Source organism: Candidatus Merdisoma sp. JLR.KK006, assembly GCF_036941035.1.
Classification (GTDB): domain Bacteria; phylum Bacillota; class Clostridia; order Lachnospirales; family Lachnospiraceae; genus Laedolimicola.
Map to the genome: position 1 here is coordinate 261,616 of NZ_JAYMNS010000002.1, position 24,277 is coordinate 285,892.

The following is a 24,277-nucleotide window of genomic DNA, read 5'->3' on the forward strand; positions in this document are numbered from 1 at the left end:
GTAAGGATAAAAGCCCCGCAGAAACCTATGGCATGATTAAGCCATAATTCCTGCGGGGCTTTTTTTATTTTCCTCTAATCCTTACCATTCCTTCTTTTCCACAATCCTTACCGAAACCCGATAGCTTATAAAAAGAAACACAAGGATTACAGCCGCACCAATACCGCTAAACTTTGAAACAGTACTGTCAGAAATCCGGATTCCAAGATCTTTCAGCAGATAAATCCCTCCCCAAACAAAGACAAAAATTCCCATGTAGATAGCGACCAAAAGCATCCGCCCTTTTTCCACTCCCAGCTTAAAAATTATCGGAATCATAGTAGAAAAGGCAAGCAGGAAAAGGCATGCTACCGATGCTGCGCTTACAAGCTGCTCCGCCAGCTCATCAATCCCGCCTTCCAGCACCAGACTCATCAAAAGACTGCCGAGTATTCCTATCACAAAAGCGCCTGCAAGAAATGCCAAAAGAAGCACATACTTGGACTGTACCAGATTCTTCTTCGTGACGGGAAGAGTCAGGGCATATTTTTCAAAATGAGCCGCCTCATCAAAGCTAAAGCTGCTTACCACCGACATAACGCCGCATAACATAATCATCATGGAAAAGAAAAAATAGTTCTTCATAAATCCGCTCCAAACCATCATTCCGGCACAAGTGATTACATACTGCTTTCCCAGCCGTTTTAAATTGTAAATATCTTTTAACAGTAAACCTTTCATTACTATTCCGCCTCCTATTCTGAATTTCCTTACGCCCACAGGATTGCAACTGATTAAAGCTCCCTGGCTTCCATGCCTTTTACCGTATATAACAGAATATCTTCAATAGAAACCCGATCTATCACCAGATTCGGATACTGATTCTCAAGCTCCCTGCGGTTCTTTACCAATGCCTCCACTTCAAAGCGGTTCTTCTGCATTCCCAGCACGAAAGAGCTGTCCAGCCTTGCAAAATCTTCTTCACCGCAACGGATGAGCCCATAGTCATAAATAAGGGTGTCCTTATTTTCAAAAAACAGAAGCTTCCCCTTGTGAATCAGCAGAATGTAATCGGAAATTTTCTCAATATCACTGGTAATGTGGGAGGAAAGAAATATCGTATGATCCTCCTCCTGAATAAACTCCAAAAAGATATCAAGAATCTCATTTCGGACGATGGGATCCAAACCGCTGGTGGCTTCATCCAGAATCAAAAGCTTTGTATGATGGGAGAGAGCCACCGCAATGGACAGCTTCATCTTCATTCCTCTGGAGAAATCTTTCACAGGCTTCCCCTCCGCCAGTTCAAATCTCTTACAGTAATCCCGAAAAACCCCGCTCTCCCACTGACGGAAAATCTGCCGCATCATGGTGTCCACATTTTTTATATTCAGGTTATCCGGAAAATAGCTCTCATCAAAGACTACTCCAATCTGTTCTTTCAGCTCCCGATCCCTCATACCGTTCTCTTTTCCCAGGATTCGTATGCTTCCGGAATCTGCCTGAATCAAGTCAAGAATCGCCTTGATGGTGGTACTCTTGCCTGCTCCGTTTTCTCCGATAAATCCTACGATAGAGCCAGACGGTACCTGAAAGCTCACATTGTCCAGTGTAAAATCTTTGTAGTGCTTGGTCAGTCCGTTTACTTCAATTGCATATTCCATAATCTACATCTCCTCATACAGCATTTTTACAACCTCTATCAGTTCTTCCTGTGACATTCCATACTGTCTGGCCGTGTCTATGGCTGCCTGCAGATGGTGTTCCACCGCCTTAAGCTGCTCCTCCTTGACAAATTCCCGATCCGCCTCACGAACGAAGCTGCCTTTTCCCACAATGGTGGTAATAAAACCGTCTCGCTCCAGCTCCTCGTAAGCCCGCTTGGTGGTAATCACGCTGATCCGAAGCTCCTTGGCCAGAAGACGCATGGAGGGCAGGGGATCGCCGGGACTTAAGGCGCCGTTCATAACCATGGCCTTGATCTGAGCGGTGATCTGTTCGTAAATGGGTTTTCCGCTGGAATTGCTGATTATAATGTTCATCTTTCACCTCTTATGTTCTGCGCAGAAATACAGGTATGTATACCAAAGAGTATATGTGTTCATATCTGTTATAATGTATATATCATATATATATATTATTGTCAATATGTTTTCTGCGTTTTCTCTAAAAAAGTGAAAAAAGAAACCGCAAAGCTTCACACACTTCACGGTTTCCTAAACGCTCCTATATTCATATCCTACAGATATTCCATGCGCACATGTCTCTTCAGGCCAAACGATTTTCTAATAATATCTGCGCACCGACCGGATAGACCGGTACAAAGCATTCTCTGTCTTAATTCCGGTAGCAGGCGTACTTGCATGAACGATCCGTCCGCCTCCTAAGTAAATGGCTACATGACCGCCATAATAAATAATATCTCCAGCCTGAGCTTCTGAATAGCTGACCTCCCGGCCGCCGCGCCCCTGTGAATCCGATGTTCTTGGAATAGAGATTCCAAAATTTCGGAATACTGCCTGCGTAAAGCCCGAACAATCCGCTCCGTTTGTAAGACTTGTCCCTCCTGACACATACGGATTTCCTACATATCGCAAGGCAAAATTGGCAATATCCCTGCCTTTGGAGCTGTTGCCGCTTACAGTCGTTCCTCCGCCGGTGTTTCCGCCTGTACTTCCGCCGGTGTTCCCGCCTGCACTTCCGCCGGTGCTTCCACCTGTATTTCCGGCAGAAGTCGCTCCTCCAGTGATTGTCCCGGTAGTACCTCCGCTATTAGCCGCAGCTGCGGCTGCAGCTGCCGCAGCCGCCTCAGCCTCTCTTCTCCTGCGCTCTGCCTCCAGCTTCTTCAGCTGAGCTGTCTGCTCCTTAATCTTATTCTTATATTCCTTTGCTTTAGCCTGAGCACTGGCAAGCTGATTTTCATAATCAGCCTCCTGAGCCTTTTTCTGGGCCAGTGTGCTCTCTACTGCTGCCTTTTCCTCCTCATACTCTGCCTGAAGGGTCTCCATCTCGGCCTTCTCCTGCTCCAGCTGATCCCGAAGCTCTGCAACCTGAGCCCGGGTCTCCTGATAAGCCGTCAGCATCTCTCTGTCCTGCTTGTGAATTTCATGAGCATATTCCTGCCGGTTTAAGAAGTCCGCAAAGCTGCTGGCCTCCAAAAACATGGTTAAATAGCTGCCCTCCCCTTCTTCATAGATATATTGAATCCGAAGCTTCATAGCCTCATACTGTTCTTCTTCCCGCTTCTTGGCCGCCTCATAGTCCGCCTTTGCCTGTTCCAGTTCCTCCTGCTTCAGCTCCAAGTCCGCCTCCAGGATCTCCAGATTCATCACCAGCTCCATAAGATCCGAACCCAGTGAATCAATCTCCGCCAGCACTGCCCTTTGCTGACTCTCAATAGTCTTCATCTGGTTGTTGATCTCATCCAATTGACGCTGGGTCTCCTTCTGCTGCTTTTTCAGATCCGCCTCAGTAGCTGATGCCTGTATGGAAAAGCAGAGACATACAGTCAGCGCAGCCGCTATGGCCCTGATATGTATTTTTTTTATTTTCTTCATTCTATCCTCACTAAATTTGTATATTTATTGCTGCAATGCTGTATAGCAGCGCCGCTTAGTTTCTATGTACTATTTTTTATTATAACTGCCAGCCTTTTATATTTCAAGATTTTCAAGAGATTTATGTGAACCAAATAATGTGAATTATTTGTAACTGTGAAAATACTGAACTGTTAAAATTATTTTAACTCTGATACAAATTCCTTCCACGCATCCTCATGCTCTACATAATACAGGGGGCAAAGCTTACCGCCCTCATCATAGTGGCGCAGCACATCCTTCGGTCTCAAATCATATTCGTACAACAGCCAATTTACCAGATGAATCAATGACTGATAAGTTGCATCCGTAAACTTCCCATCCTCTGACAAATAGCAGCACTCAATGGAAACAGAATCATAATTCCGCCCCTTTACCGCATAGGCAATCTCTTCCAAAGGAATGCACTGAATAATCTCCCCGTCATATCCAATGATAAAATGAGCACTGGCTGATGTTTCCTGCGTATCTTTGAGATTTTCAAAATAGCTCCTGTTCTGGGCTGCACTTGTCCCCGGATTGGCGGTATAGTGGACAAAGACATTCTTTACCTTTTCCAGCTTCTCTCCCGGTCTGGAATAAGGATTTTCCGTAAGATAATCCTCCATCATCTCCGGCGGATCCACTGGTTCCCTGACTGCCTTCCGATAGATTTCATAAATTCCATAGCCCATTCCGATTCCAAATAAAAGTACGATGAGCATAGCCAGAGTCCGCACCAGAATCACTTTCCTTCTGCGCTGCTTTTTTCTTCGCTCCCACTCTCTCCTGCTCATTCTCCTGTTCTGTCCTGTTCTGTCATTCTGCTCTCGTTTAATAAGTCTTCCCTTCCTCTTTTACATTCTGTGCAAAATTCTGTCTACATCCTTCTTCTTTCCAATTACCATCAGATGCTGTTCCTTTTCAAATGTATGATCGGCCGAAGGAAGCAAATCCAAATCCTCACCTGTCTTGATTCCAAGAATGCTCACCTGATAGCGAACCCGGAAATCAAGCTCCCGGATGCTCTTTCCAATCCACTCCCGAAGAAGCGGAATCTCATAGATGCCATAGTCATCCGTCAATTCCAGGTAGTCAAAAACATGATTGGAGCTGAATTTCTTTGCTGCACGCTCTGCAATGTCACGTTCCGGATAAATGACCTCATCTGCTCCGTTGCGCAGTAAGAACTTAGCTTGTATATCCCGTTCCGCCTTGCTCACCACATAGCCTGCCCCAAGCTCTTTTAGAAGGCTTGTAATCTCCAGGCTGTTCTGGAAATTTCCGCTGATGCATACAAAGCATACGTCAAAGTTCCGAACGCCAAGGCTTTTTAACACCTCCACATTGGTGCAGTCGCCAATCTGAGCGCTGGTCACCAGCGGCAGCAGATCCGACAGCCTCTCTTCATCCTCATCCACAATCATAATTTCATTATCTAATTCAGCCATATTCATGCAAAGCAAATGGCCGAACTTTCCCATACCGATCATCAGAATAGATTTCATATTCTACTTCTCCACTTTAGTTCCGTAATATTCTGTCAATACACCTCCATATAGATCAATTTCCAGCCGGCAAAAGATTCGTCTGTAAATCGATCTGTGCATTGACACAATATTACTGTTTCAGTTCCGTAATATTCTGTCACCCCACCAGAATCCGCTCTGTAGGCTTCTGTACCGGAGATGCCTGACGATTCTCTGTAAAAATCAAAGCGAAGGTCAAGCTTCCCATCCTGCCGCAGTACATCAGAAACATTAAGATAAGCTTACTGAATACTGTCAGGCTTCCTGTTATTCCCACAGAAATCCCCACGGTTCCAAGGGCTGAACATACCTCAAAGAGCACATCCGCCAACGGAAGCTGCTCCAGTGCCGTAATCGCCAGTGTGCCAAACAGATCCAGCATCAGGCTTAAGGTTAAAATGGCCGCCGCACGTTTGACCACATCCTCTTCCAGCCTTCGCCCAAAGACCTCCGCCCCCTTGGTTTTCCGCAGGGTAGAGCGCAGATAAATCAGCAAAACCGCCATCGTCGTGGTCTTGACGCCTCCTGCCGTTGATCCGGGATTGCCGCCCACAAACATCAGCATCACCATCCACAGCTTGCTGCTGTCGCTTAAGGCCGCCGTATCTGCCGTATTAAAACCTGCCGTTCTGGTTGTGGCTGATTGGAAAAGGCTTAAGAGAACCTGCTTTCCTACCGGCTCTCCGGCAAGGATTCCATCCCGTTCCAGCAGATAAAAAAGTATTGCTCCGCCAAACAGAAGAATCACCGTCATAGACAGCACCAGCTTCGTGTGAAGGCGGTACTGCCGGAAATGCCACTTATTCTTCAGCAGATCATCCCACACCAGAAAACCAATTCCGCCAATCAGAATCAATGAAATCAAGGTCAGATTCACCAGCGGATCTCCTGCATAATAAGTCATAGAGCTACCGGCCTGACGCACACCCATCAAATCAAAGCCTCCATTGCAAAAGGCAGAAACAGAATGAAAGATCCCATAATAGAGACCCTTCCCTATTCCAAAATCTCTCACAAACCGAAGGGATAAAAGGATAGCTCCCACGCCTTCAAAGAGCAAGGTTCCAAGAAGTACCTGCCGCACCAGCTTCACAATTCCGCCAATCTGCAGGGTATTGACGCTTTCCTGTAAAAGCCCTCTCTCCTTAAGACCGATCCTCCGGCGCAGAAGCAGGGAAAAAGTGACGCTGAAGGCCATTAGTCCTAACCCCCCAAGCTGAATCATCACCAGGATCACAAGCTGTCCGAAAAGTGTCCAATGCTGAAACGTATCATGGACAATCAGTCCTGTTACGCAGGTAGCGCTCACTGCCGTAAATGCTGCATCCAAAAGACTGGTACTCTGCCCATCTCTGGTTGAAAAAGGCAGCAGCAGCAAAAGCATCCCTACCAGAATAATTCCCAGAAAGCTCAATGCTATAATCTGTACCTTGGAAAATCGAGGCGTATGCAGCTTATGCCTCAATCTATGTTCTGTCTGTTCCAAAATTCTCTCACCAACCATTTATATGACAGTATCTTTGAATAAAAGAACATGCTGCCCTTTATCCATAACACAGTCCGTCTTTGCAAAACAATCTGCCGAATGGCTCTTCTGTCAAATGCAAAACTCCTGCTTAACAGTTCCATCCAGCTCCTTCCAGGTAAATACTCCGTCCTCCAGCACCAGATACCCATGCCAGCTCCCATCCTTGGGAATCGATACAGAACCGGGATTTAAGTAAATGTAATCCTCTGTCTCCTTACATACCGGCACATGAGTATGACCATGAAGCAGAATATCCCCCTTTTTCAGCATGGGAAGCTTCTGCTCATTAAAAATATGTCCGTGAGTGGCAAAAATCATCCTGCCCTTTTCATAGAGAATACAATATTCCGCCATAATCGGAAATTCCAACACCATCTGATCCACATCCGTATCGCAATTTCCCCGAACGCACAGAAATTCCTCCTTTCTGGCATTCAACATTTCAATAACTTCCTTCGGTGCATATTGCTCCGGCAGATCATTCCGGGGACCGTGATAGAGTATGTCCCCCAATAAGAGCAGCTTTTCTGCCTGCTCCCGATCGTAGGCTGCCAGCATCTCTTCGCAAAAGCCTGCCGCTCCATGGATATCCGATGCAATCATGATTTTCATTGATTTTTTTCCTCCAAAATCTCCAAATACTCTTTATAACCGCTGGAAAATACGCTCTGGCTTCCGGCCTTCTTCATGCTGAGCTTTACCTGTCCTTTGGACGCTGTGGGACTCTTTAAGGTTCCGGCTCCGCCTACGCAGCCGCCCGGACAGGCCATGCCCTCCAGAAGATAGCCGTCGTACTGGCCCTTTTTCGCCAAATCCAGCATTTCCCGGCAAGCTCTTAAACCCTCAGCGCTCTGTACCTTGACTTCCCGATCCGGCTCCATCTCATGGATACAGTTCACTACTGCAGAAGCCACACCTCCGGTTACTGCAAAACCCCTTCCGTCGCCGCTTGCATCTTTCAGATTCTCCGATTGAGTAATGGCGCCGAAGTCTATTTCCTTTGCCTCAAACATACCCATAACCTCCTCGAAGGTGAGAACAAAGTCCACATCGCTTCGAATGGTTCTGCGGCTGGCTTCCAGCTTCTTGGCAGCGCAGGGACCTACAAATACGACCTTACAGCCGGGATGCTCTTTTTTCAGAAGACGGCCGGTAAGTACCATCGGCGTCAATGCCATGGAAATATAGGGCGCAAAGTCAGGATACAGCTTCTTCGCCATAACAGACCAGGCCGGACAGCAGGAGGTTCCCATAAAGGGCTGCTTTTTGGGTACTTCTTCCAGGAAATCCCTTGCTTCCTCTATGGTGCAGAGGTCCGCTCCCACAGCCACCTCCATTACATCCGCAAAGCCAAGCTGCCGAAATGCTTCTTTGATCTTCTCTGCCGGAAGATCTTTGCCCCATTGGCCTACAAAAGCCGGAGCAAGGGCTACATAAACAGGTATGTCACTCTTGATGGCATGAATAACCTGAAAAATCTGACTCTTATCCGCAATGGCTCCAAAGGGGCAGTTCACCAGACACATGCCGCAGGAAACGCATTTGTCATAATCTATGTCGGCCCGGCCGAATTCATCCGTACCAATAGCATCCACGCCGCAGGCCTTGGCACAGGGACGTTCCATCTGCACGATGGCTCCGTAGGGACAGTTCTTCATACATCTTCCGCACTTGATACATTTCTCCTGATCTACCACAGAGCGTCCGTTTACAATGGAAATGGCATCTTTGGGGCAGACCTCCTTACAGGGATGAGCCAAACAGCCCTGACAGGCATCCGTTACCCGTACCTCTTTATCCGGACAGGCATGACAGGCAAATTTAATAATATTTACCAAGGGCGGATCGTAATATTTTTCTGCAATGGCACTCTCTTCAATGCCCTGAGACACGGGAGCATGTTCCGTCATCTTCCGCAAAGGCAGGCCGATGGCCAGACGCAGACGCTCCTCTACAATAGCCCGCTCCAGAAACACGCTCTCCCGATAGGTAGCCACCTCACCGGGAATGATTTTGTAAGGCAGATCAATAATCCGGGAATAGTTGCCGCCTTCGTAGGCCATGCGGGCCACTTCCGTGAAAATCTTCTGGCGAATCTCTACTACATTTGTATAGACACCTCTCATGCTTTTATCCTCTCTCCTCTATAGTTTTGCAAAAATGGGGGGTTGTCTGTATTTAAATTCTTTCACCCACAGGATATATCTATGGAAATTTTACCATATCCCATGTAGCTTGTGAATCATTTTAATGAAAAATTAAGATAGCCGATATCAGTACTCTGTGCGGAACTTCCGCTCCCCTTCCTTCACAGGCACATCTGCACTGTCTATTTTGTTAATCCGAATATACATAGCCTCCTTTAGAAGCTCAACCATCTTCTCTACCTCAAAAGGCTCTCCCTGAACCTCCATCTCCACTCGTCCGTCAGGCAGATTCCGAACCCAGCCAGTCAACCCCAATTGCTTGGCCGCCCAAGATGCCTGAAAGCGAAAACCCACTCCCTGAACTCTCCCAGAAAAATAAAAATGCTTTCGTACCATACCGTTGCCTCCTTTCCTTGAATTTGCACATGCTCTTTGTGCATAAAGGGATATGCCCCAGGGCACCCTCTCTTTGCCTTGCGGCAAATTCACCTTGCCCGTAGGGTGTTTCCTTAATTCACTTTACCATCCACTTCAAACCAGAATTCCACGCCATTGTCATAATTTTTCACGCCGTATTCTTTATTCATAGACTCCATTACTGCCTTTACAATAGACAATCCGATACCGCTTCCGCCATACTCTCTGGTCCGAGCTTTATCCACCTTATAAAACTTAATCCAGATTTTGTCCAGATCATTTTCCGGTATAGGATTGCCGGTGTTAAACACAGACACTCTAACAGATCCGCCATTTCTTACAAGCTTCACCTCTATAATCTTATCATAGTCACAGTGATTAATAGCATTGCTGACGTAATTAGTCACCACCTGCTCTACCTTAAACTCATCTGCCCACACATAGAGAGGTTCATTCGTTTTAAAAATCAGATGGATCCCCTTTTGCTCCATGAGGATTCCTACGGAATTCAGAACATTTTGCACCAAATCTGCAATATCAAACCGCTCCATGGATGTTATATCATTTCCAAATTCTAATTGATTCAGGGCAAGAAGGTTTTTTACCATAGTATTCATTTTTCCGGCCTCGTCCATTATGACCTCACAGTAAAAGTCCCGACTTTCCGGATCGTCATTGATGCACTCCTTCAATCCTTCCGCATAGCCTTGAATCAAGGCAATTGGCGTTTTCAGCTCATGGGATACATTGGAAAGAAAATCTTTGCGCATCTCATCAATCTGCGTCTTATGCTCAATATCCTTCTGCAGCTCATTATTGGCTGTCTTAAGTTCGGAAATGGTCTGCTCCAGTGTCTCCGAGAGCTGATTCATATGCTGTCCTAAAAAGCCAATCTCATTATTCTGGTGAGAAACGAACTTAGCATTAAAATCCAAATCCGCCATCCGTTGAGATAACTCTGCCAGTTCCATCATGGGCTGGGACAGCCGCCGGGACAGCCACCAAATCAGAAGGGAACTCACCAAAATTCCTGCCGCACCAATATAGGCAAAAAAACGGCTGGAAAGCTCTGCACTTTCCCGAATGCTCTCCACCGCTGTACGCATAATAAAGGGCTCCCCGGAATCCAAAGTTCCAATCAGCTCAAGATAGTCCGCCTGAGTCAAAAAGTCCTTGCTCTCCCGGATGACATACCCCTCTCCCTGTACCAGCACCCGGGCCGTCTCCGGCGTCTCCAGTTCAAAAATATAAGCGTAAAGCCTTCTTTGGAGTGTTTTATAATCCCGGTTGCTGTAAAGGCGGGGATTGCCGCTGGTGTCCATAACAAAGAGAGATATATTGTCAGTGGCGCAGATCTGATCCAGTTCTGTGATAAATTCACTTTCCTCCAGCCTTCCCTCAGACACACCATTGTTCAGCACATGATAAGCATTTAGAATCACATGCTTTTTATTTTCAATATAATAATTCTCTAAAAAAAATCGATTAACCAGCCAGCAGCAGATAAGCGTCACAGCCATGACCCCAATAAAACAAGCCGCCATCTGGCGTTTGATAGAATGCTTCATTGTATGCGGTATCCTTCTATACTTTAATCTTTTCGTAACTGTTCAGTTCACAGTTACAACGGAAAATCCATTTAAGTTACATCTTTTACAGTATTTTTACTCATATAATCTCTTTTTCTTTATATCCTTCACATTTAACTATTGCTCATTATAGAGCAAAATCAGTCAAAAATCAATTTTATGAACAAATTACATACCAACTGTCCCATGAGAGTAATGCACACAGTCAAGTGGACATGCCAGCATGTCCGCTTGGCTCGTTGCCCGCAGGAATAAATATTCGCAATCCGCTCTGTTCGTTCACAAAAGAAACATATTTCTCTGCTATACTATGGACAGATATTGAAATAAGCGGAGGGCTGTCTTATGGATAAATTAAAGATCCTGGTAGTAGATGATGAAAGCAGAATGCGCAAGCTGGTAAAGGATTTCCTGGTAAAGCAGAATTATGAGGTTCTGGAAGCCGGTGATGGGGCAGAAGCTCTGGATCTCTTTTTTGAAACCGAAGGAATTGCACTGGTAATTCTGGATATCATGATGCCCAAAATGGACGGCTGGCAGACCTGCCGGGAGATTCGGGAGTATTCCAAGGTTCCCATTATTATGCTCACTGCCAAATCAGACGAACGGGACGAGCTTCAGGGCTTTGAGCTGGGTGTGGACGAATATATCTCCAAACCATTCAGCCCTAAGATTCTAGTGGCAAGAGTTGAAGCCATTCTCCGCCGAACCACTACCAGAAGTGTGGACGATGTTCTCACAGCAGGCGGCATTGAACTGAATAAAGCGGCTCACCTGGTGACGCTTGACGGAGTTGCTTTGGATCTCAGCTTTAAGGAATTTGAGCTTCTGGCTTACTTTATGGAACATGAAGGAATTGCTCTCTCCCGGGAAAAGATTCTGAATAACGTGTGGAATTACGATTATTTTGGAGATGCCCGGACGATTGACACCCATGTAAAGAAGCTGCGGAGCAAGCTTGGTGAAAAAGGGGAGCTGATTAAGACCATCTGGGGGATGGGGTATAAATTCACAACTGAAGAAGCCGGCTGAACGCCGGCTCCCCCCTATCAACCTCCAACAGTCAACTGGACATGCCAGTTTGCTCTAATAACCTGACTTTACAATGAACGATGTTTCTCCAGCCATTCCTTATTCTTCGCAATCACCTGCTTCACAGCCTTCTCCCCCGGCGCTCCAAGAGTCAGACGTTTATTTACACAGGTATCCATACTGATGGCCTCAAAAACATCCTCCTCAAACACAGGACTAATCTCCTTAAGCTCCGAAAGACTCAGTTCTTCAATGGCTTTCCCCTGCTCAATGCAATAAAGCACCAGACGTCCAATCACCCCATGGGCATCCCGGAATGGCACCCCATGATTCACCAGATAATCCGCTGCATCCGTTGCATTGGTAAACCCGTTTCTTGCACTTGCCGCCATCTGATTTTTATGAAACTTCATGGTATCCAGCATCCCCGTAAATAACGCCAGGCATCCTTTCACCGTGTCAAAGGCATCAAAGGTCAGCTCCTTATCCTCCTGCATATCCTTATTGTAAGCAAGAGGAAGCCCTTTCATGGTAGTAAGCAGTGAAATCAGCGCACCATAGACACGTCCCGTCTTTCCCCGTACCAGTTCCGCAATATCCGGATTCTTCTTCTGGGGCATAATACTGCTTCCCGTACTGTAGGCATCATCAATCTCCACAAAACGATATTCATTGGTATTCCAGATAATGATTTCTTCTGAGAATCGGCTTAAATGCATCATAATTGTTGAGAGGGCTGACAGCAGCTCAATCAGATAGTCCCGATCGGACACGGAATCCATGCTATTGAGCGTAGCCCCCTGAAAGTCCAAAAGCTCCGCCGTATACTCTCTGTCAAGAGGGTACGTAGTTCCTGCCAAAGCTCCCGACCCCAAAGGACAGTAATTCATCCGATCATAGATATCCGAAAGCCGATCCCGATCCCGCTTAAACATCTCAAAATAAGCCCCCAGATGATGAGCCAACGTAATGGGCTGGGCCTTCTGCAGATGGGTAAATCCCGGCATAACCGTTCCTGTATGCTCCTCCATCAGCCGCTGTAAAATCACAAGCAGCTCACGCACCAGGCCGTCAATCTCGCAAACCTCATCCCTCGTATACAACTTCATATCCAAAGCCACCTGATCATTCCGGCTGCGCCCTGTATGCAGCTTCTTCCCCGGATCTCCGATGCGGTCAATGAGATTCGCCTCCACAAAGCTGTGGATGTCCTCATACTCACTGGTAATCTCAAGCTTTCCGCTCTCCACATCCTTAAGAATTCCCTCAATACCGGACAGAATCACATCCCGTTCTTCCTCCGTAAGAATTCCCTGCTTTGCCAGCATCCGCACATGGGCCATACTGCCCTGCATGTCCTGTTTATAAAACTTTCTGTCAAAAGAAATGGATGCGTTAAAGTTATAGACCAGTTGATCTGTCTCCTTTGTAAAGCGACCTCCCCAAAGCTGTGCCATAGATATTCCCTCATCTTTCTCAGAAACCGTTTCCTGCCATTCCGCTCATGAAACCTTCCTGTAATTTTAACTTTCCTCAATATAGCACAGTTTTCATTCGTATTCAAGATTTGTATATAAAATGGAGCGCTGCTCCATAAGTGCCCGTTCACCTATATAGCAACGCTCCTAAAAATCATACCTTAATGGATGAAGTCCACCAGCCCCGAAAGGGAATGCATTAATGGGGTACCCGTAGGGTATATATTAACAGACGAAGTCCGCCCGCCCTGAAAGGGCATGCATTGCGGGGTATCCGCAGGATATACCTATTTATACACTATATCCTGCTACCGGATAATAAGCCATATCCTTTCTTCTGTCCAGTCTGCCGTATACTGCCACTACCGGCACACTGCTCTTTAATATCACTGCAAATTGCCCCGGCTTAATCTCATATCCTTCTTCTCCCAAAGGGAAATCCATGCGGAAGCAATTTACCCTCTTTGCCGGCACGCAAAGCTTGATTCCCTCTTTCGGATCTTTGTCCTCAAAAAGCAAATCCATTGTCAGCTCCGCATCCGTATCCCCATAATTTACAACCATCAGCGCCTCGTGTCCAAACGGCTCCTCATTTCCCTGGGGCGGTAAATCTCCGTCTGCGAAAACCCATGTCATTTTTCCAAGTTCCATTTTCATTCCTCCTAATTTTAGTTCCGCATAACACAGATGATACATCATTACTAAGAAAAATTTCCGGCCACAAGTACATGTGTCCGTAAATTCTTCTATGCACCATCTGCGTTCTGCTGTTTTAGTTGCTACGCAACAGTACTAAAGGGTAAAGTCACTTCGGCACACACCTAACGAGAAAAAGTTTCATTCGAAAGGGCACTCATGAAACTTTCTCTCGTGTGCCTTTGCGACTTTACCGTCCAGCTGAAAAAATTTATATTCAATACTTGACATCTCTTAGCCGGACTAGTTTACATCTTCTTCAAATAAGGCATCCAGCTCCGGGCACATAGGCTCACAGCCATCCTCCGTAATCAGGTATCCTGTCTCAATTCTTGCCCCATGCAGTGTGGGATGTCCAAAAAAGCTGATATCCACACATACGGTCATTCCCGGCTCCAGAACATCTGTGGAGTTCGGTCCGTAGAATGGTCCCTCCGCTTCCATCAAACCAATGGTATGGGCAAATGGGCAGACCAGATACCGCAAAAGTCCTTCCTTCTCAAAAATCTCCCGGCCCGGGACATCAATCTCTTTTCCTGAAACGCCCGGCTTTAGCATGTCACGGGTCGCCCGCAGTACTCTTCTCAGCACATTGATCGCCCATTTCTGTTCCTCTGAATAAGTACCGGATACCGGAAGCGTTTCACCAAAGGTTCCGGCGTAGCCATTTACTCTCGGTGCGATTCCAAGCATTACCCACTCGCCTTCCTCCAGCTTTTTGTTAATACCCGTAGGTACCACTGCGTTGCTGCGCTCACCGCTTCCCACAATCGTTGCATATGCAAAGCTGTTAGCTCCGTTCTTCCGGCATTCAAACTCTCCTGCTGCTGCTATTTCATGCTCATATACACCGGGCTTTACCATGTCCTTCATAGCCAGATATGCCTGATAAGACAGTCGTACCGCCTTCTTTACATTTTCCTGTTCCCACTGAGATTTGTGCGAACGCAGCTCTTCATACTCATCTGTAATATCCTCAAGCTCAACACCTGCAAATCCTGCCTCGAACTGTGTATATACCGCATGGGGAATAATTGTTGTGCCTACAATACCGATTTTCTTCAGAGAAATCCCCTTTTGATTCAGCTCCTCATAAAGCTTTTCAAAATCCATAATCGTCGCATTGGGATACTCCTCATCCGGCACCATGAAAACACTGAAATTCCGTGTTTCCCGAATCGCACTGCTCATTTTTGCAAAAGGCTCGCTCTCCGGTCCTCCCAAAAGCAGCGGCTCTCCGGAAAGCGGCAGCAATACAGCCCCCTTCTCAAACTGAGGACACCAGCCGGTCAGATACCAGCCATTTGCAATATTCAGCTCATCATAATAAATCAGTGCTGCATCCAGTCCCCTTTTTGTCAGAATGTCTCTGATCTTTTGAATCCTCCTGTTTGTTTCTTCCTGATTAAAATAAGACATACTCTTTCTCCTCTCCTTGTGTTTAAAAATAAAATTACACTTTGTTCCCCTGATTAAAAAATACCATTTCCATCGGCCATTCCTTCCGGCCGGTGCCATCTTCTATATAAATGAAATCCTCCATATAGATGCGCCATTTTTTATAAATCTCACTTGATGCAAGAACCTGATTCATATGCTTCATATCCTCCACCTCATAATAGGCAAAAAGCATTTCCCCCAGATTCCAAATAGAATAATTGCAAATTCCGGCTTCATTCAGCACTTCCCGCATCCCGGGCCAGATATTTGCATGGGCTTTGGCATATGCCTCACTGCGCCCTTCTTTTACTCTGAAATAAATTCCTACCCGTGTCATTCACACCACATCCATCCCAAAGATTCTACACCCAGATATATGGGCTCTTCTTGCTTATGCTCCGGATCCAAACGGTTCAAAATACACCGTTTCAATTCATGATAAGGAATCATACAAGATGCCACACCTGTTTCCGTAATGGGATTTACATCAAAATAATTCTCCCGGATAATAGCAAATTCCCTTTCATTGTCCAGATACATCTGCATCAAATGCTGCCGCTTCTCCTCTTTTGTCTCAGCCTCTTCATATTTCAAAGACTCCAGCGCCATATCATAGATTATCCGGCAGCGTTCAACAGATACTTTCCATTTTTTAAAATGCAGTGTAAAAGCAGATCGCCGCTTGTCCCCCCGCAGCGTCTCCATAATGCGATTCAGCTTCTCAATCAAAACCGGATAGATCTCAATGGCTTCCCGGATTCTCGGAATATCTCTCTTTTCCACCTTATTTTTTGCAAAAGGAAACTCCAGCTCAAAAATATTTATCTGGCTTTCATGAATGGTAAGCATATGGGTCATTACAAAGTAAATATCTTCCGCCAATTCCCCGAAAACAGCCTCAAGAGCATAATGATAAAAATCATCCGTTTCCCTTTTTCCGCCCCAGCTATAATAAGCGTGGGCAAAAAATGCCATAAAAAAGCCATACCATTCAAACTGATACCCATTAATTCCAGCCACATTCCGTTCCACAGATCCTTTATGCTGGCGTATGTCTTCCTCAATATACTGTGTAATCGGTTCTTCTTCCGTCCGAAGTCCATTGCACCTGCAAGGCCGTATGAGCCTTCCCAGACCTGCGGCAAAACCAATGGCTTCCGTATCTCTCGCCCGAATCCGCTTTCTGCCAAACGCCTGGATCCATTTATCAAATTCCGTATCCTCTACGTATTGGCCAGGCGCCCAGAACAATACCACATCCTCCGGAACACTTCCTTTCATCTCTGCAATCAATTCCTCAGAACGCACAAGGGGCGGCTGTCTCCAGGCCCGAATGCCAATGGTAAGCTTGGGATTTGCCTCCTTCAATTCCTGATAAAGAATTTTCAGCAAAAAGCTGTTGGCTGCATGCAGGGTCTCCTCAGGGGTGCTTGCACCTTTCCAGAAGGTAGACTTACATTTTTCACATCCGCAGTACCAATAGGCTTCCTCGCTTTCTTCAAAGTCAATTCCGTCAAATCCCTGGGCCGCAATATTGCGCATACTCTTTTTGAGATATTCCAGCGTTGTCTCATCACTCAGGCAAAGACTGTCGAAATCATTGATAAAATGACTGTCTGCCGGCTTTTTCATCCGTTTTTCCCGATGTGCATTGGCATAACCGCCGCTGTAGCTGTTAAGACCAATGTATGCATAAAACCGAATTCCCAGCTTATGCCCCCATGCAATCAGTTCCGGAAGAAATTCTTCCGCCAGATTGGGGTGCATATACTCTACCTCCACCCAGTTCTCACTTTCCGGGTTCCAGAGACGCATCCGGATTCCCCGAAATTCCGCCTCCGGATAATCCTTTAGGGGAAACGGCCAATAACCATACAAACACAGATTAAGCTGGTTTACTTTGTAATCAGAACAGATGCAAAGGAACTGCTTCCACTTTGGAAGCCCCCAGAGCTGCATATCAAATCCATACCGGCCATATCCCGCATACCACGCAAATGTGGTGGAAAGGCTTCTGTACTCAATAGACGGCCAGTCTATGATCCTTGTAAGGGGCAGCCGGAATCCGTCTTCTTCCTCTAAAAGCTGTTTCAATGTAGACAATGCATATGCAAAGCCTTCCACTGTGCCGGCATACACCTGAATTTCCTCTCTTTGAATCTCCAAAACATAACCCTGTGTTTCCAATAATTCCGGAAGAGGCTCCGGCTTCCCTGGCGCATGTTCAAGCCCCCGAAGCTTTATTTCCATGCTTCCCTTTCCATTTTTCAGTTCCTCATAATTCCAAAGCTTCCATGGCAGAATCTCCCGTGCTTCTTCCAAAAATGCAGCGTCACCAGACAAGGAAAAACCATGAAATGTCTTTGTATATCCTTCCCTGCATTCCATCTGTTTAACTTCCGGTAAAAGTAAATTCATAATCTCACCTCCTGCTGGTTTTTAATTTCTTCCCAGGTAATATCCATATGAATGGGATACATCCTTTTCTTCAGTCTTTGGTACTCCAATTGCGCAAAGTCATTGCTGCTTACCCCGGGAGTTAATGCAAAGATAAAGTTTTCCGTAAACGTTTTTAGTTTTGGGAAAAGATATCCCATTTTAATTACAACTACATGATAATCCTCTAAGCTGACACCCATCCTGGCAAAATGCTCCGGAGTTGTAAATGCCGCACGTGCATTAGTTAACACCAAATCCGTATTCCCCGCCGCCAGCAGAACTCCTTCTCCTACCTCATCTCCGGCCCATCCATAAACGATTCCTTTCTTTTTCAGAATCACCTGACAGGTTGTCTCAATTCTCTGCTTTTCCCGGCAGCCTTTGCATAAACAAATTTCTTTTATGGTACCTATCTCTTCCTTTAACAGATCATTTACCACATCTGCGGCAAGAACACCGCATACCAAAACACCTTTGGTATCTTTTTTCAAATATTCCCTAAGCAAAAGCGTACCTTCTCCATCCGCTCCCGCCGTAGTATTGTCACCGGAATCTGTTACAAACAGAAGCCCTTCTTTTTGTTCCAGGGAAGCCCTGACTGCTTCCTTAACTGTCATTGCATGCTCCAGTTTCAGATTCTCTCTTCCATCCCAGAACATCTTTGCCAGGCTCATGGCCTCCTTCTGTGCACGCTTTGAATCCAGGCAGGAAACTACCGCACAGTTACCTGTATAGGCGGAATCATACCATGGCTGTCCATTGAAAAACGCACAGGAAATGATTCCTTCTTCTCCATCTAATTCCTGCAGACGCTTTGTAATACTCACAAAAGGCTCTTTGTCCGTAGTTGATGCATCACCTCCCAGAAATGGTATCCGAAATACTGCCGGATGGGGACATACATTCTTTTGGATACATGCAAGGAGTGATCTTGCCGCACGCCGTTCCGTATCGTCATGATCCGTATGAGGAGCGGTACGAAATCCCTGAACCGCATTTACCTGCCCAAGAAACCCCTCTGACAGATTGGCATGATAATCCAGAGCTATTGCTATGGGAATTCCCTCTCCTGTTACCTGGCGGATTGCTTTTACCAGCCATTCTTCCCCGCTTCCCAGTCCTTCTACATACATGGAACCGTGAAGATACAGGTAAATGCCGTCTGCATCCTTTTCTCTTTCTATCATTTCCACAAAACGCTCTTTATAATATTCAAACGCTTCCCGTGTTACCATTCCGCTTGGTAGAGCGCTTGCGTAGAGCAGCGGTACTACCTGTGCACCCGCCTCCCGGAATATAGGTGTTGCCGCCATCTTAGTCAGCAGCGCTTCCCCGTCATACCTCTCAAAGTCTTCAATTCCTGCCCGCTGGCTGCAAAACGTATTTGCTTCACACTGAAAGGAACCTTCCAATATTTTCATTTTCCACTTTCCTTTCTATTTTGTTCTATGGGAGTGTCCTTTTCCCTTAAAAATTATTCGCCGGAGCGCAGGGTCATAAATTCCTGCGCCTTCTCTACCGTGCTAACCGGAACATAGTCCGCAAGAATCTGTTTCTTCGGCTCATTGCCTTCCAAAATGCTTACCATCTCTTCCACCGCAAGTCTGCATTCTTCCTCACAGTAATCCAGAACAGTTCCTGCCATCTCTCCGTCTATTACAGCCTGCAGAGCCTCTCCGTCACCATCAATTCCAACAATCTTGATCTCCGTTCTGTTAGCCGCCTTACAAGCGTTCATTGCGCCCAAAGCCATCTGATCGTTATGTGCTACAATGGCATCAATCTCACCTGCGGGATATTTTGCCAGCCATGCATCTACAACCTCCATAGATTTGTTCTTGTCAAACTCACCGCTCTGAGTCTCAACAAGCTCAATATCCGGATATTTCTCCAATGCCTCCGCAATTCCGGCTCCACGGTTGATCTGTGCCGTATGCCCTACGATTCCCTGAAGCTCAAATACCTTTCCGGACTCTCCGATTGTCTCTGCTACCATATCCATCGCCATGATTCCGGAGGATTTTACGTCTGTTCCTACAAAGGTGGCATAGTCTTCATTTTCCGTATAGGAAATAAACTCTACCAGCGGGATCCCTGCATTCTTACAGGCCTCTACTGCCGCAGAGCTTCCCTCAAGACTTAAACAGTTCAGGAGAATTCCGTCTACATTTTGGGCAATCATGGTATCCACATCACTTAACTGCTTTTCTACGGAATCTTCACTGTCCACCAGGATCAGTTCAATGTTATCCATCTCATCATCCAATGCATTCAGTGCATTGACCATGTTCTTAATAAACTCATACTTCCATGCCTGTGTAGATACCCCAATGCGGTACACCTTGCCCTCTGCAGGTGTCTCTGCCGGCTCTTTTGCTTCTTCTTGTGCCGGCCCGCTCTCTGCCGGTGCTGCCGGCTCCTGGGCCTTAGATCCACACCCGGCAAGCATACCTGCCGCCAGGGTTAAGCTCAACAATAAACCTAATAATCTCTTCTTCATAATAATCCTTCTCCTTTGCTAATTTTTTTTGGTTTTCATATCTAACAACACCGCTGCCGCAATAATGACGCCTTTGATAATCTGCTGGTAATAAGAGGACACTCCCATAAGAACCAGTCCATTATTCAGGACTCCGATTATTAGTACGCCAATAATTGTTCCACTGATTCTGCCTATACCGCCTGTCATGCTTGTTCCCCCTACAATTACTGCGGTAATCGCATCCATCTCATATCCGTTAGCCGCCGTAGGCTGTCCGGATGTGATTCTTCCCGCAAGCACAATGCCTGCAATTCCACACAAAACACCATTAAATACATAGGTGCAGAACTTTACTTTTGTCGTATTCACTCCTGATGCAATGGCTGCATGCTCATTTCCTCCGACCGCATAAATGTGACGGCCATATCTTGTTTTATAAAGTACTATCCCAACCAGGACGGCAACAGCCGCAAATATTACGATGGGAATGGGAATGCTTAAGCCGCCTGTCTTAGCCGGATCCCACAGGAAGCCATTTCCGATATTTGTATAAGTTTTATCCTTGATTGTGTGGGGCACTCCGTCCGCAATTACAAGTACAACGCCTTTTGCAATGGACATAGTTGACAGAGAAGCAATAAAGGGCGCTATTCTCATCTTTGCCACCAGCATTCCCGTCCACATACTTACAATAGCTGCAGATACGATCCCTGCCAGAATAGCCGGAGCCAACAGATTCTCATTATTTTCAAGAATCAGAGCGGATACCACCCCTGCCGTGGCAGCCAGGGGACCTATTGACAAGTCAATTCCCCCTGTGATAATTACCATCATCATCCCTACTGCCAGAATTCCATTCACTGATACCTGACGCAGAACGCCTATGATATTGGTCATGGTCAGAAACGTCGGGGAGGCAATGGCAAATACCAGACAGACAAAGATAAAGATAACTGCCAACGCATAATTCCTCACATACAATGCTACATTTTCTTTTTTCAACATCCTGCCTTCCGTTTTCATATTTCTTCCTTCTCCTTTCCTCCCAGAGCACACTTCAATATTTCATGCTGTGCATATTCCTCACGCTGAAACTCTCCCCTGATTTTGCCTTCCCCCATGATAATCAGCCGATCACTCATGCCCATAACCTCCGGGAGTTCCGAAGAAATCATAACAATCGCCAGGCCCTGCTTCGCAAATTCACACATAAGCGTATAAATCTCTGCCTTTGCTCCCACATCAATTCCTCTGGTGGGCTCATCCAGGATGAGAACCTTGGGCTGTTCCATCAGCCACTTAGAGAGAACCACCTTCTGCTGGTTTCCGCCGGAAAGCTGTCCTGCAAGCTGATGCATGCCGCTCATTTTCACAGACATTCTTCCCGCAATCTCCCTGCACTCCCTCTTCTCCTTCTCACCATCCAAAAAAGGTCCTTTTTTATATTTTTCCAAATTGGGCAGAGCAATGTTTTCCTGAATGGATCTGCACAAAACCAGGCCGTCCTCTTTTCTATCCTCTGTCACCATAACAATCCCGGCTTGTATTGCGTGGTATGGACGGCTGATAGAAAGCGCCTTTCCCTCCAGGCGAATTTCCCCGCCGCTGCCGGAATCCATGCCGAAGATTCTGCGGAACACCTCACTGCGCCCCGCTCCCACCAAGCCATAGAATCCAAGGATCTCTCCTTTTCGGACTTCAAATGAAACATCCTGAAACCTCCCGCCGCTTAAGCCTTTCACCTCCAAAACCGTCTCTCCGATTTCCACTGCTTCCTTGGGATACATATTGGAAAGCTCCCGCCCTACCATCATATGAATGAGGGTATTCTTATTAAGCTCCTCTACCTTTTTGGTATCAATGTATCTGCCGTCACGCATAACGGTCACTGTGTCTGCAATGGTAAAGGTTTCTTCCAGGCGATGAGAAATGTAGATAACGGAAACCTGTTCCTTCTTCAGCTCCTCTATCTTCTGAAAAAGCACCTTAATCTCTTCATCCGTGAGAGAAGAGGTAGGCTCATCCATGACAATCAGCTTTGCGCCTGATGAAATGGCTTTCATAATCTCTATCATCTGCATTTGTGCAATGGAAAGAGAACGCATCATAGCACCCGGATCTATCGCAAGTCCGAACCGTTCAAGGAGTTTCTTTGCCTCCTCCCTGGACTTCTTTTTATTTACAAAAATTCCTTTTACAAATTCTCTGCCAATAAAAATGTTTTCCGCAACCGTCATATCCCGAATGGGATTCAGCTCCTGGTAAATCATTGCGATGCCCTTTTTCAGTGCGGCTGCCGGATTCTCAATCTTAATTTGCTCCCCCTCCAGCCATATTTCACCTTTATCTGGCTGCAGCAATCCGTTCAGTATCTTCATCAATGTTGACTTTCCCGCACCGTTTTCTCCCATCAGGGCATGAACTTCACCCTTTTTTACAAGGATACCTGCCTCATCCAAAGCTTTAACACCCGGAAATGCCTTACATATTCCTTCCATTTTGAGTAAATATTCCTGCAAATCATTTCACCTCTTTCCTGAGATTCCAGCTTTTCTTTTTACCTGTTTCTGTAAACGTTTACAGAAACAGGTAAAAAAACATAAATTTAAAATGCTTCTTTTTTGAAATCTTTTCTCACTATCATCTTATTCCTCCTACTACGATTTTAAGTTGCTGCCAGGCGGCATGAAAGAGTAAAGTCACTTGGGCACACACATAGTGAGATAAACTTTCATTCAAAAGTGCACTCTTGAAAGTTCCTCTCGTGCACCTTTGTGACCTTACCATCCGGCAGAAAATATTTCTGATAAACACTTGATATTTCTTAGCCGGACTTTTTTCTTAATTTATTCTTTTTACGCTTTCTCCCTCTTCCATATAGGGATCCAGCAATATCTTCTCTGAATTTCTTTTCTCCAAGTCCTTCTCATCCAAACGTTTTAGAAGGAGCTCTCCTACCTTCCGCCCAATCACACTCTCCGGCTGACGTACGGTTGTAATCGTCGGAAATATCAGCTTCGCCTTATCCTGAATATCAAAGCCCACCAAAGAAATATCTTCCGGAATCCGAAGCCCGCTGGCATATATGGCTTTGATTGCTCCAAAGGTCATCATTTCACAGGTTACATAAACTGCGCTGAAAGGATGTTCCTCCCTTTGTTTAATCAGAGTCTCCATGCACTGAAATCCGGAATCCTCCTTATAGTTCCCATACTGGATCAAATCCGAATCTACCGGTATATGATGCCGCTTCAGCGTATTCAGATACCCTTCTCTTCTGGCATATCCGGTGGTTTCTTTCACAGAGCCTATAATAACCGCTATCTCTTTATGCCCTCTTTCAATCAGATATTCCACAGCCATATGGCTGGCTTTTACATTATCAATGGCTACGCAATCCACATCCTTAAGCTCAGGAATATTATCAATAAAAACTATCGGATAGGACGAAAAATAATTCTTCACATAATCTCCGGACAGATCCACGGTTGCAAATACCAGAGCATCGATCCGTTTCTGAAAAAACATATCCAGATATCTTTTCTCATTCTCCTTTTTCTCATCCGTATCAGCCACAATGATGCTGTATTCTCTATGTGCGATAGTCCGCTCAATTCCTTTAATAATCTTACCAAAAAAGGTTTCGCATATGTCTGGTACAATGACTGCAACTGTTTTACTGGATTGAAGCTTTAGAGAACGGGCAATCTCATTTGGCACATAATTGTATTCCTTGAGAGCCTGAAGAACTCTTTCCCGTGTCTCCTCCTTGACATATTCTTTATTATTAATTGCCCTTGAAACCGTTGCCACTGACAGATTCAGCTTTTCTGCAATATCTTTCAACGTGCTTGTTCCCATCGTGCCCATTTATCTGCTCCATTCTGTAAACGTTTACAGATTTTATTATAATCATTCTTCCCATATATGTCAATTACTTTTTTGA

Annotated in this window: 22 protein-coding genes; 1 reads left to right on the top strand and 21 read right to left on the bottom strand. The window is 45.8% G+C overall.

Features of this window, described 5'->3' with window-relative positions:
* Positions 1 to 81: 81 nt before the first annotated feature.
* From VSQ61_RS02870 to VSQ61_RS02920, 11 genes are all read right to left on the bottom strand, one after another.
* Positions 82 to 720: an ABC-2 transporter permease gene (locus VSQ61_RS02870; RefSeq protein ID WP_334342917.1), complete on the bottom strand. Its 639-nt coding sequence runs from the start codon at positions 718 to 720 to the stop codon at positions 82 to 84.
* A 53-nt stretch (positions 721 to 773) separates the two neighbouring features.
* The gene (locus VSQ61_RS02875) at positions 774 to 1,643 is read right to left on the bottom strand and encodes an ABC transporter ATP-binding protein (protein ID WP_334342918.1); all 870 of its coding nucleotides are present in this window, start codon (positions 1,641 to 1,643) and stop codon (positions 774 to 776) included.
* Between the two features lie 3 nt (positions 1,644 to 1,646).
* Positions 1,647 to 2,021: a GntR family transcriptional regulator gene (locus VSQ61_RS02880; protein ID WP_334342919.1), complete on the bottom strand. Its 375-nt coding sequence runs from the start codon at positions 2,019 to 2,021 to the stop codon at positions 1,647 to 1,649.
* 243 nt (positions 2,022 to 2,264) lie between these two features.
* Positions 2,265 to 3,536, bottom strand: coding sequence for a C40 family peptidase (locus VSQ61_RS02885; RefSeq protein WP_334342920.1), 1,272 nt, complete (start codon positions 3,534 to 3,536; stop codon positions 2,265 to 2,267).
* A gap of 179 nt (positions 3,537 to 3,715) precedes the next feature.
* Positions 3,716 to 4,351 (bottom strand): peptidoglycan recognition protein family protein, encoded by a 636-nt coding sequence (locus VSQ61_RS02890; RefSeq protein ID WP_334342921.1) that lies wholly within the window; start codon positions 4,349 to 4,351, stop codon positions 3,716 to 3,718.
* A gap of 60 nt (positions 4,352 to 4,411) precedes the next feature.
* Positions 4,412 to 5,062 carry a potassium channel family protein gene (locus tag VSQ61_RS02895; RefSeq protein WP_334342922.1) on the bottom strand — a complete coding sequence of 217 codons (651 nt, stop codon included), beginning with the start codon at positions 5,060 to 5,062 and terminating at the stop codon, positions 4,412 to 4,414.
* A gap of 139 nt (positions 5,063 to 5,201) precedes the next feature.
* Positions 5,202 to 6,587 carry a TrkH family potassium uptake protein gene (locus tag VSQ61_RS02900; RefSeq protein ID WP_502877014.1) on the bottom strand — a complete coding sequence of 462 codons (1,386 nt, stop codon included), beginning with the start codon at positions 6,585 to 6,587 and terminating at the stop codon, positions 5,202 to 5,204.
* A gap of 93 nt (positions 6,588 to 6,680) precedes the next feature.
* A complete protein-coding gene (gene yfcE / locus VSQ61_RS02905; protein WP_334342924.1) occupies positions 6,681 to 7,223 on the bottom strand; it encodes a phosphodiesterase in 543 nt (180 codons plus the stop codon).
* Positions 7,220 to 8,737 (bottom strand): 4Fe-4S dicluster domain-containing protein, encoded by a 1,518-nt coding sequence (locus VSQ61_RS02910; RefSeq protein WP_334342925.1) that lies wholly within the window; start codon positions 8,735 to 8,737, stop codon positions 7,220 to 7,222. Before VSQ61_RS02910 ends, yfcE begins: the two co-directional genes overlap by 4 nt.
* A 147-nt stretch (positions 8,738 to 8,884) precedes the next feature.
* Positions 8,885 to 9,154: an acylphosphatase gene (locus VSQ61_RS02915; protein ID WP_334342926.1), complete on the bottom strand. Its 270-nt coding sequence runs from the start codon at positions 9,152 to 9,154 to the stop codon at positions 8,885 to 8,887.
* Between the two features lie 113 nt (positions 9,155 to 9,267).
* Positions 9,268 to 10,743 carry a sensor histidine kinase gene (locus VSQ61_RS02920; RefSeq protein WP_334342927.1) on the bottom strand — a complete coding sequence of 492 codons (1,476 nt, stop codon included), beginning with the start codon at positions 10,741 to 10,743 and terminating at the stop codon, positions 9,268 to 9,270.
* Positions 10,744 to 11,109: 366 nt separating this feature from the next.
* Between VSQ61_RS02920 and VSQ61_RS02925 the strand changes: the two genes are divergently transcribed.
* Positions 11,110 to 11,796 (top strand): response regulator transcription factor, encoded by a 687-nt coding sequence (locus tag VSQ61_RS02925; protein ID WP_334342928.1) that lies wholly within the window; start codon positions 11,110 to 11,112, stop codon positions 11,794 to 11,796.
* Between the two features lie 68 nt (positions 11,797 to 11,864).
* Here VSQ61_RS02925 and argH read toward each other — a convergent pair whose 3' ends face one another.
* The 10 genes from argH to VSQ61_RS02975 all read right to left on the bottom strand — a co-directional run bounded on the left by argH (position 11,865) and on the right by VSQ61_RS02975 (position 24,201).
* Positions 11,865 to 13,253 (bottom strand): argininosuccinate lyase, encoded by a 1,389-nt coding sequence (gene argH, locus VSQ61_RS02930; protein WP_334342929.1) that lies wholly within the window; start codon positions 13,251 to 13,253, stop codon positions 11,865 to 11,867.
* Between the two features lie 312 nt (positions 13,254 to 13,565).
* Positions 13,566 to 13,925 carry a sensory rhodopsin transducer gene (locus VSQ61_RS02935; protein ID WP_334342930.1) on the bottom strand — a complete coding sequence of 120 codons (360 nt, stop codon included), beginning with the start codon at positions 13,923 to 13,925 and terminating at the stop codon, positions 13,566 to 13,568.
* A gap of 288 nt (positions 13,926 to 14,213) precedes the next feature.
* Positions 14,214 to 15,389 (bottom strand): M24 family metallopeptidase, encoded by a 1,176-nt coding sequence (locus tag VSQ61_RS02940; protein WP_334342931.1) that lies wholly within the window; start codon positions 15,387 to 15,389, stop codon positions 14,214 to 14,216.
* Positions 15,390 to 15,423: 34 nt separating this feature from the next.
* The gene (locus VSQ61_RS02945) at positions 15,424 to 15,747 is read right to left on the bottom strand and encodes an L-rhamnose mutarotase (RefSeq protein ID WP_334342932.1); all 324 of its coding nucleotides are present in this window, start codon (positions 15,745 to 15,747) and stop codon (positions 15,424 to 15,426) included.
* Positions 15,744 to 17,828, bottom strand: coding sequence for a glycoside hydrolase family 20 zincin-like fold domain-containing protein (locus VSQ61_RS02950; protein ID WP_334342933.1), 2,085 nt, complete (start codon positions 17,826 to 17,828; stop codon positions 15,744 to 15,746). Before VSQ61_RS02950 ends, VSQ61_RS02945 begins: the two co-directional genes overlap by 4 nt.
* Entirely contained in the window at positions 17,825 to 19,270 is a 1,446-nt protein-coding gene (locus tag VSQ61_RS02955; protein ID WP_334342935.1) for a M81 family metallopeptidase, read from the bottom strand. The genes VSQ61_RS02950 and VSQ61_RS02955 overlap by 4 nt, the downstream gene beginning before the upstream one ends.
* A gap of 53 nt (positions 19,271 to 19,323) precedes the next feature.
* Complete coding sequence (locus tag VSQ61_RS02960) at positions 19,324 to 20,349, bottom strand: substrate-binding domain-containing protein (RefSeq protein ID WP_334342936.1); 1,026 nt, start codon at positions 20,347 to 20,349, stop codon at positions 19,324 to 19,326.
* Between the two features lie 18 nt (positions 20,350 to 20,367).
* Positions 20,368 to 21,354, bottom strand: coding sequence for an ABC transporter permease (locus VSQ61_RS02965; RefSeq protein WP_334342937.1), 987 nt, complete (start codon positions 21,352 to 21,354; stop codon positions 20,368 to 20,370).
* Positions 21,351 to 22,829 (bottom strand): sugar ABC transporter ATP-binding protein, encoded by a 1,479-nt coding sequence (locus VSQ61_RS02970; RefSeq protein WP_334342938.1) that lies wholly within the window; start codon positions 22,827 to 22,829, stop codon positions 21,351 to 21,353. The genes VSQ61_RS02965 and VSQ61_RS02970 overlap by 4 nt, the downstream gene beginning before the upstream one ends.
* 343 nt (positions 22,830 to 23,172) lie before the next feature.
* Positions 23,173 to 24,201, bottom strand: coding sequence for a LacI family DNA-binding transcriptional regulator (locus tag VSQ61_RS02975; RefSeq protein WP_334342939.1), 1,029 nt, complete (start codon positions 24,199 to 24,201; stop codon positions 23,173 to 23,175).
* Between the last annotated feature and the right edge of the window lie 76 nt (positions 24,202 to 24,277).

Bases quoted from the DNA above. Each gene is read 5' to 3' on its own strand.
- VSQ61_RS02915 (WP_334342926.1), bottom strand. From the start codon at position 9,154: ATGGTACGAAAGCATTTTTATTTTTCTGGGAGAGTTCAGGGAGTGGGT.
- VSQ61_RS02975 (WP_334342939.1), bottom strand. From the start codon at position 24,201: ATGGGCACGATGGGAACAAGCACGTTGAAAGATATTGCAGAAAAGCTG.
- VSQ61_RS02885 (WP_334342920.1), bottom strand. From the start codon at position 3,536: ATGAAGAAAATAAAAAAAATACATATCAGGGCCATAGCGGCTGCGCTG.
- VSQ61_RS02900 (WP_502877014.1), bottom strand. From the start codon at position 6,587: ATGGTTGGTGAGAGAATTTTGGAACAGACAGAACATAGATTGAGGCAT.
- VSQ61_RS02935 (WP_334342930.1), bottom strand. From the start codon at position 13,925: ATGGAACTTGGAAAAATGACATGGGTTTTCGCAGACGGAGATTTACCG.
- VSQ61_RS02940 (WP_334342931.1), bottom strand. From the start codon at position 15,389: ATGTCTTATTTTAATCAGGAAGAAACAAACAGGAGGATTCAAAAGATC.
- VSQ61_RS02945 (WP_334342932.1), bottom strand. From the start codon at position 15,747: ATGACACGGGTAGGAATTTATTTCAGAGTAAAAGAAGGGCGCAGTGAG.
- VSQ61_RS02875 (WP_334342918.1), bottom strand. From the start codon at position 1,643: ATGGAATATGCAATTGAAGTAAACGGACTGACCAAGCACTACAAAGAT.
- VSQ61_RS02970 (WP_334342938.1), bottom strand. From the start codon at position 22,829: ATGGAAGGAATATGTAAGGCATTTCCGGGTGTTAAAGCTTTGGATGAG.
- VSQ61_RS02890 (WP_334342921.1), bottom strand. From the start codon at position 4,351: ATGAGCAGGAGAGAGTGGGAGCGAAGAAAAAAGCAGCGCAGAAGGAAA.
- VSQ61_RS02880 (WP_334342919.1), bottom strand. From the start codon at position 2,021: ATGAACATTATAATCAGCAATTCCAGCGGAAAACCCATTTACGAACAG.
- VSQ61_RS02870 (WP_334342917.1), bottom strand. From the start codon at position 720: ATGAAAGGTTTACTGTTAAAAGATATTTACAATTTAAAACGGCTGGGA.
- VSQ61_RS02960 (WP_334342936.1), bottom strand. From the start codon at position 20,349: ATGAAGAAGAGATTATTAGGTTTATTGTTGAGCTTAACCCTGGCGGCA.
- VSQ61_RS02910 (WP_334342925.1), bottom strand. From the start codon at position 8,737: ATGAGAGGTGTCTATACAAATGTAGTAGAGATTCGCCAGAAGATTTTC.
- VSQ61_RS02925 (WP_334342928.1), top strand. From the start codon at position 11,110: ATGGATAAATTAAAGATCCTGGTAGTAGATGATGAAAGCAGAATGCGC.
- VSQ61_RS02965 (WP_334342937.1), bottom strand. From the start codon at position 21,354: ATGAAAACGGAAGGCAGGATGTTGAAAAAAGAAAATGTAGCATTGTAT.
- VSQ61_RS02955 (WP_334342935.1), bottom strand. From the start codon at position 19,270: ATGAAAATATTGGAAGGTTCCTTTCAGTGTGAAGCAAATACGTTTTGC.
- VSQ61_RS02895 (WP_334342922.1), bottom strand. From the start codon at position 5,062: ATGAAATCTATTCTGATGATCGGTATGGGAAAGTTCGGCCATTTGCTT.
- VSQ61_RS02920 (WP_334342927.1), bottom strand. From the start codon at position 10,743: ATGAAGCATTCTATCAAACGCCAGATGGCGGCTTGTTTTATTGGGGTC.
- argH (WP_334342929.1), bottom strand. From the start codon at position 13,253: ATGGCACAGCTTTGGGGAGGTCGCTTTACAAAGGAGACAGATCAACTG.
- VSQ61_RS02950 (WP_334342933.1), bottom strand. From the start codon at position 17,828: ATGAATTTACTTTTACCGGAAGTTAAACAGATGGAATGCAGGGAAGGA.
- yfcE (WP_334342924.1), bottom strand. From the start codon at position 7,223: ATGAAAATCATGATTGCATCGGATATCCATGGAGCGGCAGGCTTTTGC.